Source organism: Nostoc sp. LEGE 06077, from assembly GCF_015207705.1.
Classification (GTDB): Bacteria; Cyanobacteriota; Cyanobacteriia; order Cyanobacteriales; family Nostocaceae; genus Nostoc_B.
Window position 1 is genome coordinate 66686 of record NZ_JADEWI010000017.1, and the last position, 14250, is coordinate 80935.

The 14250-nt window shown below is 41.0% G+C and carries 13 protein-coding genes; 2 read left to right on the forward strand and 11 right to left on the reverse strand.

All coding sequences use genetic code 11. The features are described 5' to 3' along the window. Position 1: 1 nt before the first annotated feature. The gene (locus IQ244_RS13940; RefSeq protein ID WP_193894940.1) at positions 2–667 is read left to right on the forward strand and encodes a ribonuclease HII; all 666 of its coding nucleotides are present in this window, start codon (positions 2–4) and stop codon (positions 665–667) included. A gap of 88 nt (positions 668–755) precedes the next feature. Here the strand turns inward: IQ244_RS13940 and IQ244_RS13945 are convergent, their stop codons facing one another. Both IQ244_RS13945 and IQ244_RS13950 read right to left on the reverse strand, forming a co-directional pair. After that, the gene (locus tag IQ244_RS13945; RefSeq protein WP_193894941.1) at positions 756–1244 is read right to left on the reverse strand and encodes a hypothetical protein; all 489 of its coding nucleotides are present in this window, start codon (positions 1242–1244) and stop codon (positions 756–758) included. A gap of 328 nt (positions 1245–1572) precedes the next feature. Continuing rightward, positions 1573–2160, reverse strand: coding sequence for a DUF1997 domain-containing protein (locus IQ244_RS13950; protein WP_193894942.1), 588 nt, complete (start codon positions 2158–2160; stop codon positions 1573–1575). 674 nt (positions 2161–2834) lie between these two features. Between IQ244_RS13950 and pheA the strand changes: the two genes are divergently transcribed. Further along, the gene (gene pheA / locus IQ244_RS13955; RefSeq protein WP_193894943.1) at positions 2835–3713 is read left to right on the forward strand and encodes a prephenate dehydratase; all 879 of its coding nucleotides are present in this window, start codon (positions 2835–2837) and stop codon (positions 3711–3713) included. Positions 3714–3886: 173 nt separating this feature from the next. Here the strand turns inward: pheA and IQ244_RS13960 are convergent, their stop codons facing one another. The 9 genes from IQ244_RS13960 to IQ244_RS14000 all read right to left on the reverse strand — a co-directional run bounded on the left by IQ244_RS13960 (position 3887) and on the right by IQ244_RS14000 (position 13851). Then, positions 3887–4537, reverse strand: a complete 651-nt coding sequence (locus tag IQ244_RS13960; RefSeq protein ID WP_193894944.1) for an LON peptidase substrate-binding domain-containing protein — start codon at positions 4535–4537, stop codon at positions 3887–3889. A gap of 434 nt (positions 4538–4971) precedes the next feature. After that, positions 4972–5289 (reverse strand): 30S ribosomal protein S10, encoded by a 318-nt coding sequence (gene rpsJ, locus IQ244_RS13965; RefSeq protein ID WP_015113498.1) that lies wholly within the window; start codon positions 5287–5289, stop codon positions 4972–4974. Positions 5290–5465: 176 nt separating this feature from the next. Beyond that, the gene (gene tuf / locus IQ244_RS13970; RefSeq protein WP_193894945.1) at positions 5466–6695 is read right to left on the reverse strand and encodes an elongation factor Tu; all 1230 of its coding nucleotides are present in this window, start codon (positions 6693–6695) and stop codon (positions 5466–5468) included. A 22-nt stretch (positions 6696–6717) separates the two neighbouring features. Beyond that, positions 6718–8796, reverse strand: coding sequence for an elongation factor G (fusA, locus tag IQ244_RS13975; RefSeq protein WP_193894946.1), 2079 nt, complete (start codon positions 8794–8796; stop codon positions 6718–6720). A gap of 142 nt (positions 8797–8938) precedes the next feature. Beyond that, on the reverse strand, positions 8939–9409 hold the full coding sequence (gene rpsG / locus IQ244_RS13980; RefSeq protein ID WP_193894947.1) for a 30S ribosomal protein S7: 471 nt from the start codon (positions 9407–9409) through the stop codon (positions 8939–8941). Between the two features lie 405 nt (positions 9410–9814). Beyond that, positions 9815–10198 (reverse strand): 30S ribosomal protein S12, encoded by a 384-nt coding sequence (rpsL, locus tag IQ244_RS13985; protein WP_193894948.1) that lies wholly within the window; start codon positions 10196–10198, stop codon positions 9815–9817. A 130-nt stretch (positions 10199–10328) separates the two neighbouring features. Further along, positions 10329–10676, reverse strand: coding sequence for a HesB/IscA family protein (locus IQ244_RS13990; protein ID WP_193894949.1), 348 nt, complete (start codon positions 10674–10676; stop codon positions 10329–10331). Between the two features lie 425 nt (positions 10677–11101). Further along, complete coding sequence (locus IQ244_RS13995) at positions 11102–11521, reverse strand: cupin domain-containing protein (RefSeq protein ID WP_193894997.1); 420 nt, start codon at positions 11519–11521, stop codon at positions 11102–11104. Between the two features lie 320 nt (positions 11522–11841). Beyond that, a complete protein-coding gene (locus IQ244_RS14000; RefSeq protein WP_193894950.1) occupies positions 11842–13851 on the reverse strand; it encodes a phosphodiester glycosidase family protein in 2010 nt (669 codons plus the stop codon). Positions 13852–14250 lie beyond the last annotated feature (399 nt).

A 14250-nucleotide genomic window follows, 5' to 3' on the forward strand; every position in this document is an offset into this window, starting at 1 on the left:
TATGGAGATAGAAATTAAACAAACTGCTGTTGTACCAGCAGGCTTGGCTGAACTCCCTTGGTTGGAGTTCACACCTGATTTATTCGGCATCCGAGGATTAATTGCGGGTGTCGATGAAGTCGGGCGTGGTGCTTTATTTGGGCCTGTCGTTGCAGCAGCAGTCATCTTACCAGCTAGTGCTTTTCCAGAACTTATGGCTTCTGGAATTAACGATAGTAAAAAGCTGTCTAGTTCTCGCAGAATTAAGTTAGCAGAACAGATTTGTTGCTTGGCAACAGACTGGAGAATCGGTTTTGCTACAACTGCTGAGATTGATCAAATAAATATTTTGCAGGCGACACTGTTAGCCATGAAACGGGCTGTACTTAAATTGAAAGTACAGCCTGTAATCTGCTTAGTTGATGGTAATCAAGCAATTAAAGATTTGCACATACCCCAACAAACAATAGTCAAAGGAGATGAGCGATCGCTGTCCATCGCAGCTGCTAGTATTGTGGCTAAAGTTTGGCGTGATGAGTTAATAGTACGTCTAGCATCAAAGTATCCTGAATACGACCTAGAGCGTAATAAAGGATACGGTAGTCCAAAACATTTACTAGCGTTGAGACAATACGGTGCTTCATCCCTACACCGCAAATCTTTCAGCCCTTGCCAAATTCAGCAGTGATTTGCATGATTATGGTGTATTGGTAGATGCGATCGCGCATAGTAGTATTGCTTCTTCGTTAACATAGATTTCGTAATACCTTGATTTTTCAAGATCCTACATCTCTCAACACAGCATGAAATGACATACAATATTTGATCTGTTCCCAGTGGGTTCCTTTATCACGAAACAATAAATAGTATCCACAGACAGGGTAAGCAATGTGGACAAGTGCATATTTCAATGATGAGCTAAACCCTACACGCGACAGAGTAAAAGCACCACGAGCTTTATTAGTTTTTTCAGGTGCAAGCTCAGAAACAAAGCGATATCCATTCTCAACGTAAAATTGCTTCTCTAGAGTCCACTGACACGCATTTTTGGTTTCATAATCCTCAATCAGCCCTTTATGTATTATTAGCTTGTATTTCAGATCACCCCAGAATCGTTCTTTGTCATTAGTCCGATGTAATCGCTCATCGGAGGTGTAGTCATTAAAAATAGTGTCAGGTCGATTAAATAAAAACAAGTTTGTTTGTTGACAAACCGCAGTATAAATTTCGTATTCAGTCGATGAAATAAGATTTTTATTTTCCATCAAACTTTACTCTAAAGCTAATAGCCAATAACCAGAGGTAACAAATTTTTGTTAATACATATGATATTTATTTTGTAAAGTTTAAAAAGTCTAACTGAGTCTCTGTCTCTGAAACATGAATATAAAAGTTGATAGCTAGTATTGAGGCTGAATTACTTATTATTAGCTATATATTTTTATCAAACCGAATATTTAATACCAAGTAAACATTTTTTAGCGTTGAATATATGCGGGATTAATTAAGCCTTTTTCGCAAGGTTAACTATCGTTTTTTTGCGCCTCTGCGCCTTTGCGCGAAAAAAAACGTCCCGCTAATCAGCAATGCTAATTATTCTAAATTCAAAATTGGTAAATCTCCACTATTATTTTCTAGTGCTTTCTCTGTCATTTGTGATGTCACCCAATTACGATAATCTACGAGTAGCTGATGTAATAATCTTTGCTTAACTGTCATTAATACACTTTTGAGTAAGCCATTACCAGTAGCTTCTAAAATTGGTTTTGGTGTAAAAGAAAGTGGAGGAGGAAATTCTACCTGTACTTCTAAATCGGCTCTTCCTTCAAGACGAGTACCGCTACTAGATTGATGTGGTGATAAATAACCTTGTAAATTGAGTGTAAAACGTTGGTTAATATACTCAAAACCTAGGATTTCGCAACTTAGCGATCGCAAATAGATTATCCCATTTGATTCTGCCCATACTCTCATGTCTACCGTAGGCTGAATGCTTAATGTCATAAAAGATAGAGGACGCATTTTTAATCGAAATACTTCCTCAGAAAGCTGTTGAACACGACTATTATCAACCAAAGCATTCACCAATCTTTGAGGCTGCCGCAAGTAATGTTGAATGGGAATAGGCTGTTGCGGTACAGCAATTTTTACCGATTGAGAAGCAGTAAATCTGGTAGGCATGATTTGCAGACAGCAATTATTTGATGTTTATATATAGTAATAAATTTAGTGTAGTTAATTATTTTAAGAGAATAAAAATATGAGGATAAATAATACTTATGTTAACCCTCAAATTTGAACGATAGATTTACCTAATAAAAATATTTTTTCCCAGAATTATTACTATTTATGTAATTATAAATCAAATCACAGCTATTTTATGAAAATAATTTTTTAAGTATAGATATGAAAAAATTACAAAAATTATACCAGTATAAAGAACTGAAGAACAAGGTTAATCTTGTTCTCCCAGTATCTAAATAGTTGCCATTATATTCCATTTCTGGAGATGTCTATAGCATCTTAGGCTTTTGGGCTGGTAAAAATGCAGACAATCAAAGTTATGCCCAATCAGTGCAAGTATTACAAGACAAAATAACTACAATACAGTGGCCTATAGATTTATGGTTAATAGAATTCCTTAACACCAGTCAAGTTATCATCTCAGCAATGTTTTCCTGATACACTATACGGTAAATCTACTGCTAAATAGACTTGTAAATTGTATATTTTTGCATTACGAAGCATCAGCATAAAGTCAAACAAAACAATTTAAATCAATATTTTGTTTGTTCGTGACTGGATTTGTCTACGGTATAGTCTATGAATCTCAGAGTAATTCTAGTTTAAATATTATGTCTCTATCTATTGCTCATTTAGGGCCTCCTGGCACTTATGCAGAACAAGCAGCGGTTTTCTATGTTAACTGGCTGACCAAAACCACAGGAATTGCCGCTACTTTATGCCCATACCCCAGCATAGCTCAGTCACTTCAAGCCGTGGCTGCTGGAGACACTCAGTTAGCGGTTGTACCAGTAGAAAATTCCATTGAAGGTAGTGTCACTATGACAATGGATGCGTTGTGGCAATTGGACAGTTTGCGAATTCAATTGGCATTAGTCATGCCTATTGTGCATACTTTAATTTCTTGCGCTCCCAGTTTAGATAAAATTCAGAAGGTTTATTCGCACCCTCAAGCTTTAGCACAATGTCAAAATTGGTTAGGTAAATTCTTGCCAAATGTACAAATCATTCCGAACAATTCCACAACAGAAGCCCTACAATTACTCCGAACAGATTTAACAGCAACGGCTATCGCCTCTTCTAGAGCCGCCGAACTGTATAATTTGCCGATTCTCGCTCAAGGTATTAATGACTATCCCGAAAACTGTACTCGCTTTTGGGTAGTGAGTCAAAATGAACCACCATCTGAATATCAGATAAATTCATTAAACCCTACCCATAGCTCTCTAGCTTTTAGCGTTCCGGCAAACATCCCTGGTGCGTTAATCAAACCTCTGCAGGTGTTTGCTGAACTAGGAATCAATATGAGCAGAATTGAATCTCGCCCTACCAAGCGATCGCTAGGAGAATATGTATTTTTTATCGACTTAGAGACAGATATTAAAAAACCCAAGATGCAATCAGCTATAGCCGATTTAATGGGTTACATAGAAATTTTAAAAATTTTTGGTAGCTATGGTGTTTTATCAGTCAAGGTTCTGGAAGGATAATTTCCAAAGCACCATTCTTATTTGCTAGTTACCCAAAACGAAAAAGTTGGTATCAGATAAGTTTGTTTTTTGCAGAGTTAGCGACTACTCTTGCCAGAACATATAATAGTGAACTGACAGGGTAGAACGCCAAGAAACCTGAGACTCTGCATAAGTTCTAAATTAATCTTTGCTTACGAATTCTGGTTAAACGTATCTTTTAGTACAGAACGAGCTGCTAAATGATTACGAGTCGAAGTTAAAATTTCTGCTTCGCGCTCTAAACGAGCGGCCGTATCTTGCATTTCTAGCAATGACTGTTGTTCAGCCGCAACACCATATAGGTTACTGGCTACCCAATAAGATAGCTCTATTGGCAAGTCTGGTAATTCTTCTGGTAGTTCAATGTTTTGTTCTGTTAATTTCGCAGAGAGACGCACTACATCCTTAAGCAGTTGTTCAACTTCTGCACCTAAAGGGCGTAAGTCTTTGGCTGGTGGTTCATCTTCTATCCACTGTACCAAACCGACGCGATAAGGCTTTTCCCTTACATACTCTAAGACCCGAAACCTTTGTTGTCCCAAAGTCAGCATCTTCATCCGGTCATCTGGTAAGCGCTGGTAATGGATGATTTCTGCACAACAGCCAACATTCGCAATTGTGCCTTTGACTGGATCGACCATTAATACCCCAAACCTGCGATCGCTTTCCAAAATCGTGTTCATCATGATTCGGTAGCGAAATTCAAATATATGTAATGGTAATGGTCTAGTTGGAAACAGAACTACTTCGGGTAACGGGAACAGAGGTAGTTCACGAACAGCAATTCTAGAAGAAGATGTCATTGTCACCTTAGAATAAATTTAATTTTAAAAATTTATTGTTCTCTGCTTTCCCGTATTTTGCTTACATTCTATCACTAAATAAAAAGCCCTGAGATCAATTTTCTCAGGGCTAGTTCAGTATTCATACTATAGTCAATAGTCAATAATAATTTTTTTATAACTATTGACTGTAGCAATTTTAGGCGTTTCTGATGGAGGGGATGATTTTTGTCTCACGCAAAGCCGCAAAGGGCAAGAGTTTGAAAATTAGAATTTTATGATTTCATCCCGCATTTATACAACGCCCAATTTTATATTTTAGATTGCAGATTTTAGAGTTTTTTGGTTTATCCCAGTCTTTATGGGTGGAACACACCCAAAACCTAAAATACTCAAGTCCCAACCCTTTTGATCAGGACTAATCCAAAATTCCAAATTGATTGACTCTTGACTGACTATAGTTTGACTTCAATATCCACACCTGATGGCAAATCTAGTTTCATTAACGCATCAATAGTTTTAGAGGAAGGTTGGTAGATATCAATAATTCGGCGATGAGTCCGAGTTTCAAAATGTTCACGCGAATCTTTATCTACGTGAGGCGATCGCAGAACGCAATAGATTTTCCGTTTTGTAGGTAAGGGGATTGGGCCTATAGCTGTAGCGTTAGTCCGGTTAGCTGTGTCTACAATCTTCTCGCAAGATGTATCCAATAATCGACGGTCAAAAGCTTTTAAACGAATTCTAATCTTCTGCTGTTGTAGAGTTGCCATCTTTAATTTTCCAGGTTCTGATTTATTAGGAGAGTTAGGAATGGGGAGTTAGAAGTATTGAATTTTGGGTTTTTCTACTTCTTATTTCCTATTCCTCATTTTTGTAAGTAAGTTCAGATAAAAGAGCAGAGAGGCATTTTAGCATCTCTGCTCTTAGTTATAAGGGTAACAAAGTACTACTTGAGGATTTTAGAGACGACACCAGCACCGATGGTGCGGCCACCTTCACGAATCGCAAAGCGCATACCTGTCTCAATTGCGATCGCGTTGATCAATTCAACAGTTACTTTGATACGATCGCCAGGCATTACCATTTCAACATCTTCACCTTCATCAGAGGTAAAAGCTTTAATAGTACCGGTTACATCTGTTGTCCGTACATAGAACTGAGGACGGTAGCCAGCGAAGAATGGTGTTTTGCGGCCACCTTCTTTCTCTGTGAGGACGTAAACTTCACCTTCAAATTGAGTGTGAGGTGTAATTGAACCTGGTTTGGCTATCACCATACCACGCTCTACGTCTTCTTTTTTCAAACTCCGTAGCAGTACACCAGCGTTATCCCCAGCCAAGCCTTCATCAAGGCTCTTCTTAAACATTTCGATCCCGGTAACTGCGGTACTACGAGTTTCTCTCAGACCCACTAGTTCTACGGTATCGCCCACTTTGACTTTGCCACGTTCAATTCGTCCGGTAGCAACCGTACCACGGCCTGTGATGGTAAACACGTCTTCAACCGCCATCAGGAAGGGTTTGTCAATGTCACGCTCTGGGTCGGGGATGTAAGAATCGACAGCATCCATCAAGTCATAGATTTTGTCTACCCAAGGATTTTCACCACGTTGGGTTTTCGGGTTCTTGACCATAGCTTCTAGGGCTTGCAGACCAGAACCTCTAATAACGGGAATATTGTCCCCATCAAATTCATAGCTAGAAAGTAGTTCCCGAACTTCTAGTTCAACCAACTCTAGCAATTCTTCGTCATCTACCATGTCTTCTTTATTCAAGAAGACCACTAGCTTAGGAACCCCTACCTGACGAGCTAAAAGAATGTGTTCGCGGGTTTGAGGCATGGGGCCATCGGTCGCAGCTACTACAAGAATAGCTCCGTCCATTTGTGCTGCACCAGTGATCATGTTTTTCACATAGTCAGCGTGTCCAGGACAGTCTACGTGAGCATAGTGGCGGTTTGTAGTTTCATACTCAACGTGAGCAGTATTAATTGTAATACCCCGTGCTTTTTCTTCGGGTGCGTTGTCAATTTGGTCATAAGCTTTAGCTTCGGCTTGACCAAGAGCAGCCAAAGTCATAGTGATAGCTGCTGTTAAAGTGGTTTTACCGTGGTCAACGTGGCCAACAGTACCGATGTTAACGTGGGGTTTATTTCTTTCAAACTTTGCGCGTGCCATGAATGCTCGTTTCCTTTTTTAATTAAGCGTTCCCTTTACTTTTTGCAATGATAGTTTCCGCTACGCTGCGAGGCACCTCTTCGTAGTGGCTGAACTCCATCGTAAAGATACCTCGACCTTGGGTCTTCGACCGAATATCGGTGGCGTAGCCAAACATAGTCGCTAGTGGAACTTTAGATGCCACTTTCGCGAGTCCCTGTTCAGTACTTTGGCTTTCAATCTGTCCCCGACGGGATATGAGATCGCCAATGACGTTCCCAATATAGTCTTCAGGAACTTCCACCTCAACTTTCATCATAGGCTCTAATAGTACTGGTGAAGCTTTCAGTACAGCTTCTTTCATTGCCATTGATCCAGCGATTTTAAAAGCCATTTCTGAAGAGTCTACGTCGTGGTAAGAGCCATGAACTAGCGTCGCTTTCACGTCAATCAGTGGATATCCAGCTAAAATACCAGATTCACAGCTTTCTTTCATCCCTTGCTCTGCTGGGCCAATATACTCTTTCGGTACTACGCCACCAACAATTTTAGAGACAAATTCAAAACCTGTACCTGGTTCTCCTGGTTCCAAGTTGATCACAACGTGACCATATTGACCTTTACCACCACTTTGACGGATGAACTTACCTTCTACATTGGTAACTTGTTTCCGAATCGTTTCGCGGTAAGCTACTTGTGGCGCACCAACGTTTGCTTCCACTTTGAATTCGCGTAACATCCGATCCACCAAAATTTCTAGGTGGAGTTCTCCCATCCCTGCAATTACAGTTTGGTTGGTTTCTGGGTCAACATTGACACGGAAGGTTGGGTCTTCTTCAGACAGAGATTGCAGAGCCTTGGATAACTTATCCATGTCGTTCTTGGTTTTGGGTTCAACCGCTACCGAGATTACAGGTTCTGGAATAAATAGAGATTCTAGAATTACTGGTGAGCCTTCATCAGTAATTGTATCCCCCGTTAAGGTGTCTTTTAATCCCAGTGCAGCACCTAGATCACCTGCCCGTAGTTCCTCCACATCTTGGCGATCATCTGCCTTCATCAGCACTAAGCGGGATATCCGTTCTTTCTTATTTTTAGTAGCATTTAATACATAGCTACCTTTTTTTAGAACACCGGAATAAACCCGCACAAAGGTGAGGCGACCGTAGGGGTCAGCCATAATCTTAAAAGCCAAAGCTGCTAGAGGTTCATTATCATCAGCGTGGCGCTCGACTGTATCACCGTTGGGAAGTGTGCCTTGAATTGGCGGTACTTCTGTTGGTGCAGGCAGATAATCTACCACTGCATCCAACATTAACTGCACGCCTTTATTTTTAAAGGCTGAACCACAAAGTACCGGCACGATTTTGCCAGCAATTGTCCCTTTTCGCAGGGCTGCCTTGATTTCTTCTTCTGTCAGTGCTTCACCATCGAAGTACTTAGTCATCAAAGCATCATCGGTTTCAGCAACAGCTTCTACCAGCTTGGTGTAGTATTCTTCGACTTGATCTTCCAATTCTGCCGGGATATCCGTTTCTTGAATATCTGTACCTTGGTCATTGTTATAGATATATGCACGCTTCCGTACTAAGTCTACAATGCCTTTGAAGTCGTTTTCGCTACCAATGGGCAGTTGAATGGCAATGGCATTTGCCCGTAGGCGATCGCGCATTTGGTCGTGAACTCTATAAAAGTTTGCACCTGTGCGATCCATTTTGTTAATGAAGGCAATCCGAGGTACTGCGTAGCGATCTGCTTGCCGCCACACTGTCTCAGATTGTGGTTGTACCCCACCTACTGAACAAAATACTGCAATTACACCATCCAACACGCGCATGGAACGTTCTACTTCAATTGTGAAGTCTACGTGACCAGGAGTATCGATAATGTTAATTTGATAATCTTTCCAACTGGTACTAATCGCCGCAGCAGTGATTGTGATTCCCCGCTCCCGCTCTTGCTCCATCCAGTCAGTTACAGCAGTTCCTTCGTGAACTTCACCAATTTTATGAATTATCCCAGAGTAAAATAATATTCTCTCTGTTGTTGTTGTTTTTCCCGCATCTATATGCGCCGCAATTCCGATATTGCGTACTCTCTCTAGCGGGTTGGTACGTGCCACAGTAGCCTCCTATAGTTTTTGCCTCATGATATCTTGTATATTACTCTTTGTTAAGATTCTATACTTTTACGGATAACCGTCTGGGTTTTTATCTGTTGGCGATATACCGCTTCTTGAGGCTGGATATATCGCTGCGTTGTTTTTAGTAACGATAGTGGGCAAAGGCTTTGTTAGCTTCTGCCATACGATGCGTTTCTTCCCGTTTGCGGATAGCGTTACCACTTTCGTTGGCTGCATCCATTAATTCATTGGCTAATTTGCCAGCCATTGTGCGCCCTGGTCTTGAGCGAGAAAATTGCACTAACCAACGCAGTGCTAGGGTAGTACCACGTTCTGAACGTACTTCCATTGGTACTTGGTAAGTTGCACCACCAACACGCCGAGCTTTCACTTCTACCAAAGGTGTTGCATTACGCACTGCTCTTTCAAAAGTGTCTAACGCAGCATTGCCAGTGCGTTCTTCAATGGTTTTGAGCGCATCATATACAATGCGTGCAGCTAGGGATTTTTTTCCGTGACGCATGATCCGGCGAATAATCATGCTCACCAGACGACTGTTATAAACGGAGTCAGGCGGAACTGGCCGCCTTTGAACTACACCACGACGAGACATACTTTACCCTTAATTCGGAATTTGGCAACGAAATTATATGCTATCAGACAGCGCAGTAGCGGAGTGGTGGAAGCTGCCACTCAGACTTTCGCATTTTTTTCATTACAGTTGCAGCGACCCTGAATTGCTGACTTGCTATCCTTGATGGGACAGACAAAGCGACAACATCACAGGTATTACTTTATAGATTGAAAATGCTACTGTCGCTTACAGCAATTTTCAGAGAATCTACACTTGCTCGCTGAGTGCAGGCTGGCAGTGGTAACTTAACTAATTTAACTTTTGAAAACAGACAATTTTATCTATTTTCACAACTGTTTGAGAGCGATCGCTAACTTTTTATATTTTTTAGCGCTTCCTGGCAAAGCGACTAATCGCCATTAAACACGACTAATCGCTTTTGCCTTATTTTTTGACTTCTTTCGGGCGCTTAGTTCCATACTTGGAACGGCCTTGCTTGCGGTCTTTAACACCAGCGGTATCTAAAGTGCCACGGATGATATGGTATCTTACCCCTGGCAAGTCCTTGACCCGACCACCACGGATCATGACAACGGAGTGTTCTTGTAAATTATGACCAATCCCCGGTATGTAGGCTGTCACCTCAAATCCCGATGTCAGTCTTACCCTTGCTACTTTACGTAGGGCTGAGTTAGGCTTTTTAGGTGTGGTTGTGTAAACTCTGGTACAAACACCCCGGCGTTGCGGGCATTGCTTGAGAGCTGGAGACTTGGTTTTCTGACGCGCTTTTTCGCGTTCGCTACGTATTAGTTGCTGTATGGTTGGCATGAGTCACAGCGCGAGAAGCTGCTTAGGGTGTCTAAGTTTTAACAAATCCTGATTATATCTTTTTTATTGCTTTTCTGTCAAACTAATTTGACAAGGCAATTATTTTCCGTCTAGAGGGAGCAATTTTTGACTATGAACTGTGGCTGATGGATTCTTGCGTAATCGAAAATGAATTACCACAGCTACAGGTAGCAACAGCTTGCGGATTGTGGAAGCGAAAGCCTCCACCCATCAAATCTTCAGAATAATCTAATACTAACCCATTGACATATTTTAAGCTTTGGTTATCTATAAGAACTTGCAGACCACTCACCTCAAAAGTGCGATCGCTTTCTTGGACAAGCTGATCAAATGACATATCGTAAAATAAATCAGAGCATCCGCCTTGTTTCACAGCTAACCTGACCAAGGCATTAGGCTTTTGCTTTGACTTTAATCGTTCAATTTCAATTTTGGCTGCTTGACTCAGTTGAATCATTGAATTTGTTTTGGCAATTGCAAGCCCACCTTCAGAACAGATGGCGTGACTAAGAAATCTAAAAAACTAGTTTTTGCTTTTTCATTGTAAATGAAGAGGTTGATTTGCAAAACCCAGTGGTAGATTTATTTCATTGCAGAATAACTGTAAACAAACTGAATAATCAGGCAAATAAATCAAATAATTGAGCGTTTTTGGGTTAAAAATAGCAGTTAAGGATATGGGCTAAGTAAATTATCAATCGCCCCTCCGTAAATTTCTGACTGAAGCATACAAAAATTTGCGGAGGGTAATTTTTCTTGCTAGTACACTGCGGCGTAAATAAAGCACCTGTTTCAAATTGCTAAACAGGTTTCTCTATCTGCTTTCTGACTTTTGATTTCACAGCAATACTAGCTTCCGATATCTCGGTTTAAGTATCAGGCTTAGTTTTCTGTCCGAGCATAATCATCTTGATAGCGGATAATATCATCTTCCCCTAGATATTCGCCATTTTGAACCTCAATGAGGATTAAGGGGATTACTCCGGGATTTTCTAGACGATGGGATGTACACTGAGGTACATAGGTTGACTGATTATTACCCAACAGTATTTCTTGATCGCCACAAGTGACTCTAGCTGTGCCAGAGACAACAATCCAATGTTCGCTGCGATGATGGTGCATTTGTAAGCTGAGGCGGTGTCCTGGCTTAACTTCGATGCGTTTAATTTTATATCCACGCCCTTCTTCCAAAATAGTAAAAGAACCCCAAGGACGCAATTCAGTTGCAGCCACGCCGCGATTAGCGATCGCCGCAGATAGGGGTAAAGTCATAGTTGGTGCGGTTTCTTGATATTGAGCCATAGTTACCTCGTTTGGAGACATAACAAGCTGTCCTTACTTCTTAACCATTGATGGAAAAATCTGGCGCAATCTTGCAACCGTGAAAATCAGCAATTCAATTACACCTTGCTAACCATAACAAAATCAAACTTAAGGGTGTAAAGAGTCACGACTAAACTATGGTGAATATACAAACTCTTTATTTAGAACTATTCCAGCTTATTCTAATCTTTAAAAAAAGGAAATCAGGTTGAAAGAGCTAGGGTTAGAGGCTAGAGGTGAGTATCAAACCCATCTCAAATAATACGTTCTAATTTCTATTTCCAAGCTCCTACCTTTCATCATCTTTGTTGCCAAAAAATCCCAATACCGTTATGTACACGAGCCGCAGTATTTGGAGAACGGTCGAGTAATTGTCCTCCTAAATACAGACTAGTTGAACTACCACCATCTAAATTTAAAGCATTAACACAGCCAAGCTGTTTCATCAATTGAGCGTGTTCTGCTAGAGTAGGCCCTGCGCCACCAGCGCGATTATGCACAGCCACAATCATCAGCGTACCTGTAGCTGTGGTACAAATTCCACTACGAATGGCCTTTTCGGCAATAAAAGCATTGCTGAATTTTTCAGCTTTCGCATCCAGGACAATTTGACCGTTTTGAATTAATAATGGCCCGGCTCCCACAATATTGGGGTAACGACTAAAATCAGCAGGTGTAGTAGCACTAGTAAGAGTGACTTTGGTCGCTATAGGTAGTTGATTCGCAGCACTTCCAGCTGTTCCGCGCAGGGTGAGCAAGTAACCATCTTGGGGGATGGGGATAGGAGTTTGTCCAGCTTTCCCGCCTGATAGCTGACTGCTAACTTCATTGTTTTGAACTAAGAGGATAGTTTCATTGTCTGTGAGGGGAGTGTAAGTTTGTCCCCAGCTAGGAGTGTAGCGAGCAATACCGCTTTGTACGTAACCACTATTGAGAAATAGAATCGGTAAGCTGAAATTATTAGGAGCGATTAAAGTTTCTTGTAAGGTGAGACGACCTACGTAAAATTGCCCAGAGTTATTCCAGGCGATCGCACCTCGATTCAGAATTGGCCCGGATATCCACTGGTTATTTTGACGAATTGCACCTAAAGGCAATTTATTATTGCGGTTAAAATAACCACCATTAATTGCCGCCAATGCTAAGTATTTTTGCGCTGTTTGAATTAAAGGAGCAGTACCAACTACAGTCTCAGGAGTTGTCCAAATTGGTTTGAGAGTAACTGCGCGGGGGTTAGCTTCTAACCACACCACGGGAAAACGTTCTTTTCCTAAACTTATATATTGTTGTCGCCAGCGCAACCCATTAGCCCAGGCAATATTTCGTTCTACCATTGCATCAGGGCGAATCTCCACGCTGAGGCGATGGGGATTATCTATTGTAGTTATGCGGGGAGACCAACCAAAGGGAACACTGAGACGAAGAATGGTTTGGTTATTCACCACCTCGACTTTTTGAATCAATTTATCAGGTGTTGGTGGTGTTGCCGGTAGTAATTGCTTGAGCAGGTTTGGTAATGATGTCGGTGCTGGTGTGGGATTATAACGTTGGATTAAGGCAGGATCAGCTACAGCATCCAGAGTAATTGTCCATTCTCGATTAGGTAGGGTGGTTGGTTTTGGTGCGATCGCATCTGGATCATCTGCTGGTGTTGTTTGCGCTGGTTTAATTGGTAATCCTTGTCTGACTATCCAAGGTGTGGGTCGGTCTAAATCGACGACAATGCGGTTTTCGCGGATAGTATTAATCCCAGGTGGATTGAGAGGTTGCTCACCAGTAAGAATATTTTTGATTTGCGCTTGGGGTGTGACAATTACCAAGGTGTTACCATTAGTTTGTAACTGCCAATTTGCTTGTTGAACAAAATTAGTAATATCTAAATAGCGATATCCGTTTTGTAGCTGAGTTTCTAAAACCAGTGGACTGGTAGTTGCGGAAAACCACTGGATTGGTTGTCTATCTGGATTATTGCTGTTTAAGAAATCAACTCCAATCGTCTGTCGAAATACGCCATCGCTGAGATAAATTATTGGTTGATCATATATGCCTGATTTTACTAACCAAGCGCCGGGTATTGTCCGACCATTGAGAGAAATTTGATTACCAGAAGATGGGGCTTTTCGCATAGGCGATGCAGGCGATCGCGGCGTTATCTCTGGCGTAGGTTGAGCTATGACAACCCAAGTAGGAGATAAACTGAGTATTGTTGCAATGATTGGTGATACAGTTACCCGCAAGGCTTGGTATTGAAGAGTCTTAGTCACGGAAGTATCAAATTTTTTTCGATCCAAATTTGGCATTTTTAACATCTTTTATGCAGTACTTTTGTAAGTTCTCACCTGAGAGACAAGCTGAACTGATTGTCGGCAACTCTTTAAATTAGCTGATTTAACTTTTCAATAAACGTGATAACCTATATATTGGCTAGTTATCTCTTATGAGAATCACAAGCCCTTGTTCCGCTAAAACCACTGTAACTGACTGTTTTAACTGGCACTAGTTCCTGCCAAACTATAAATATATAGTTTTGGTCATCAAATGTATATTTAAAATACTCTTTCCTCACTCATAGTTGCTGTTTTGTTACTTAGAGGTGAGGCATAGTTGTTAGTAACAAGAGTTGCAACGGGTGAGCAGCCAATATAGACAACAATAAAAATATTTAGGAATTGTCAAATGGGTATATAGTGTAATACGCTGATTTTGTT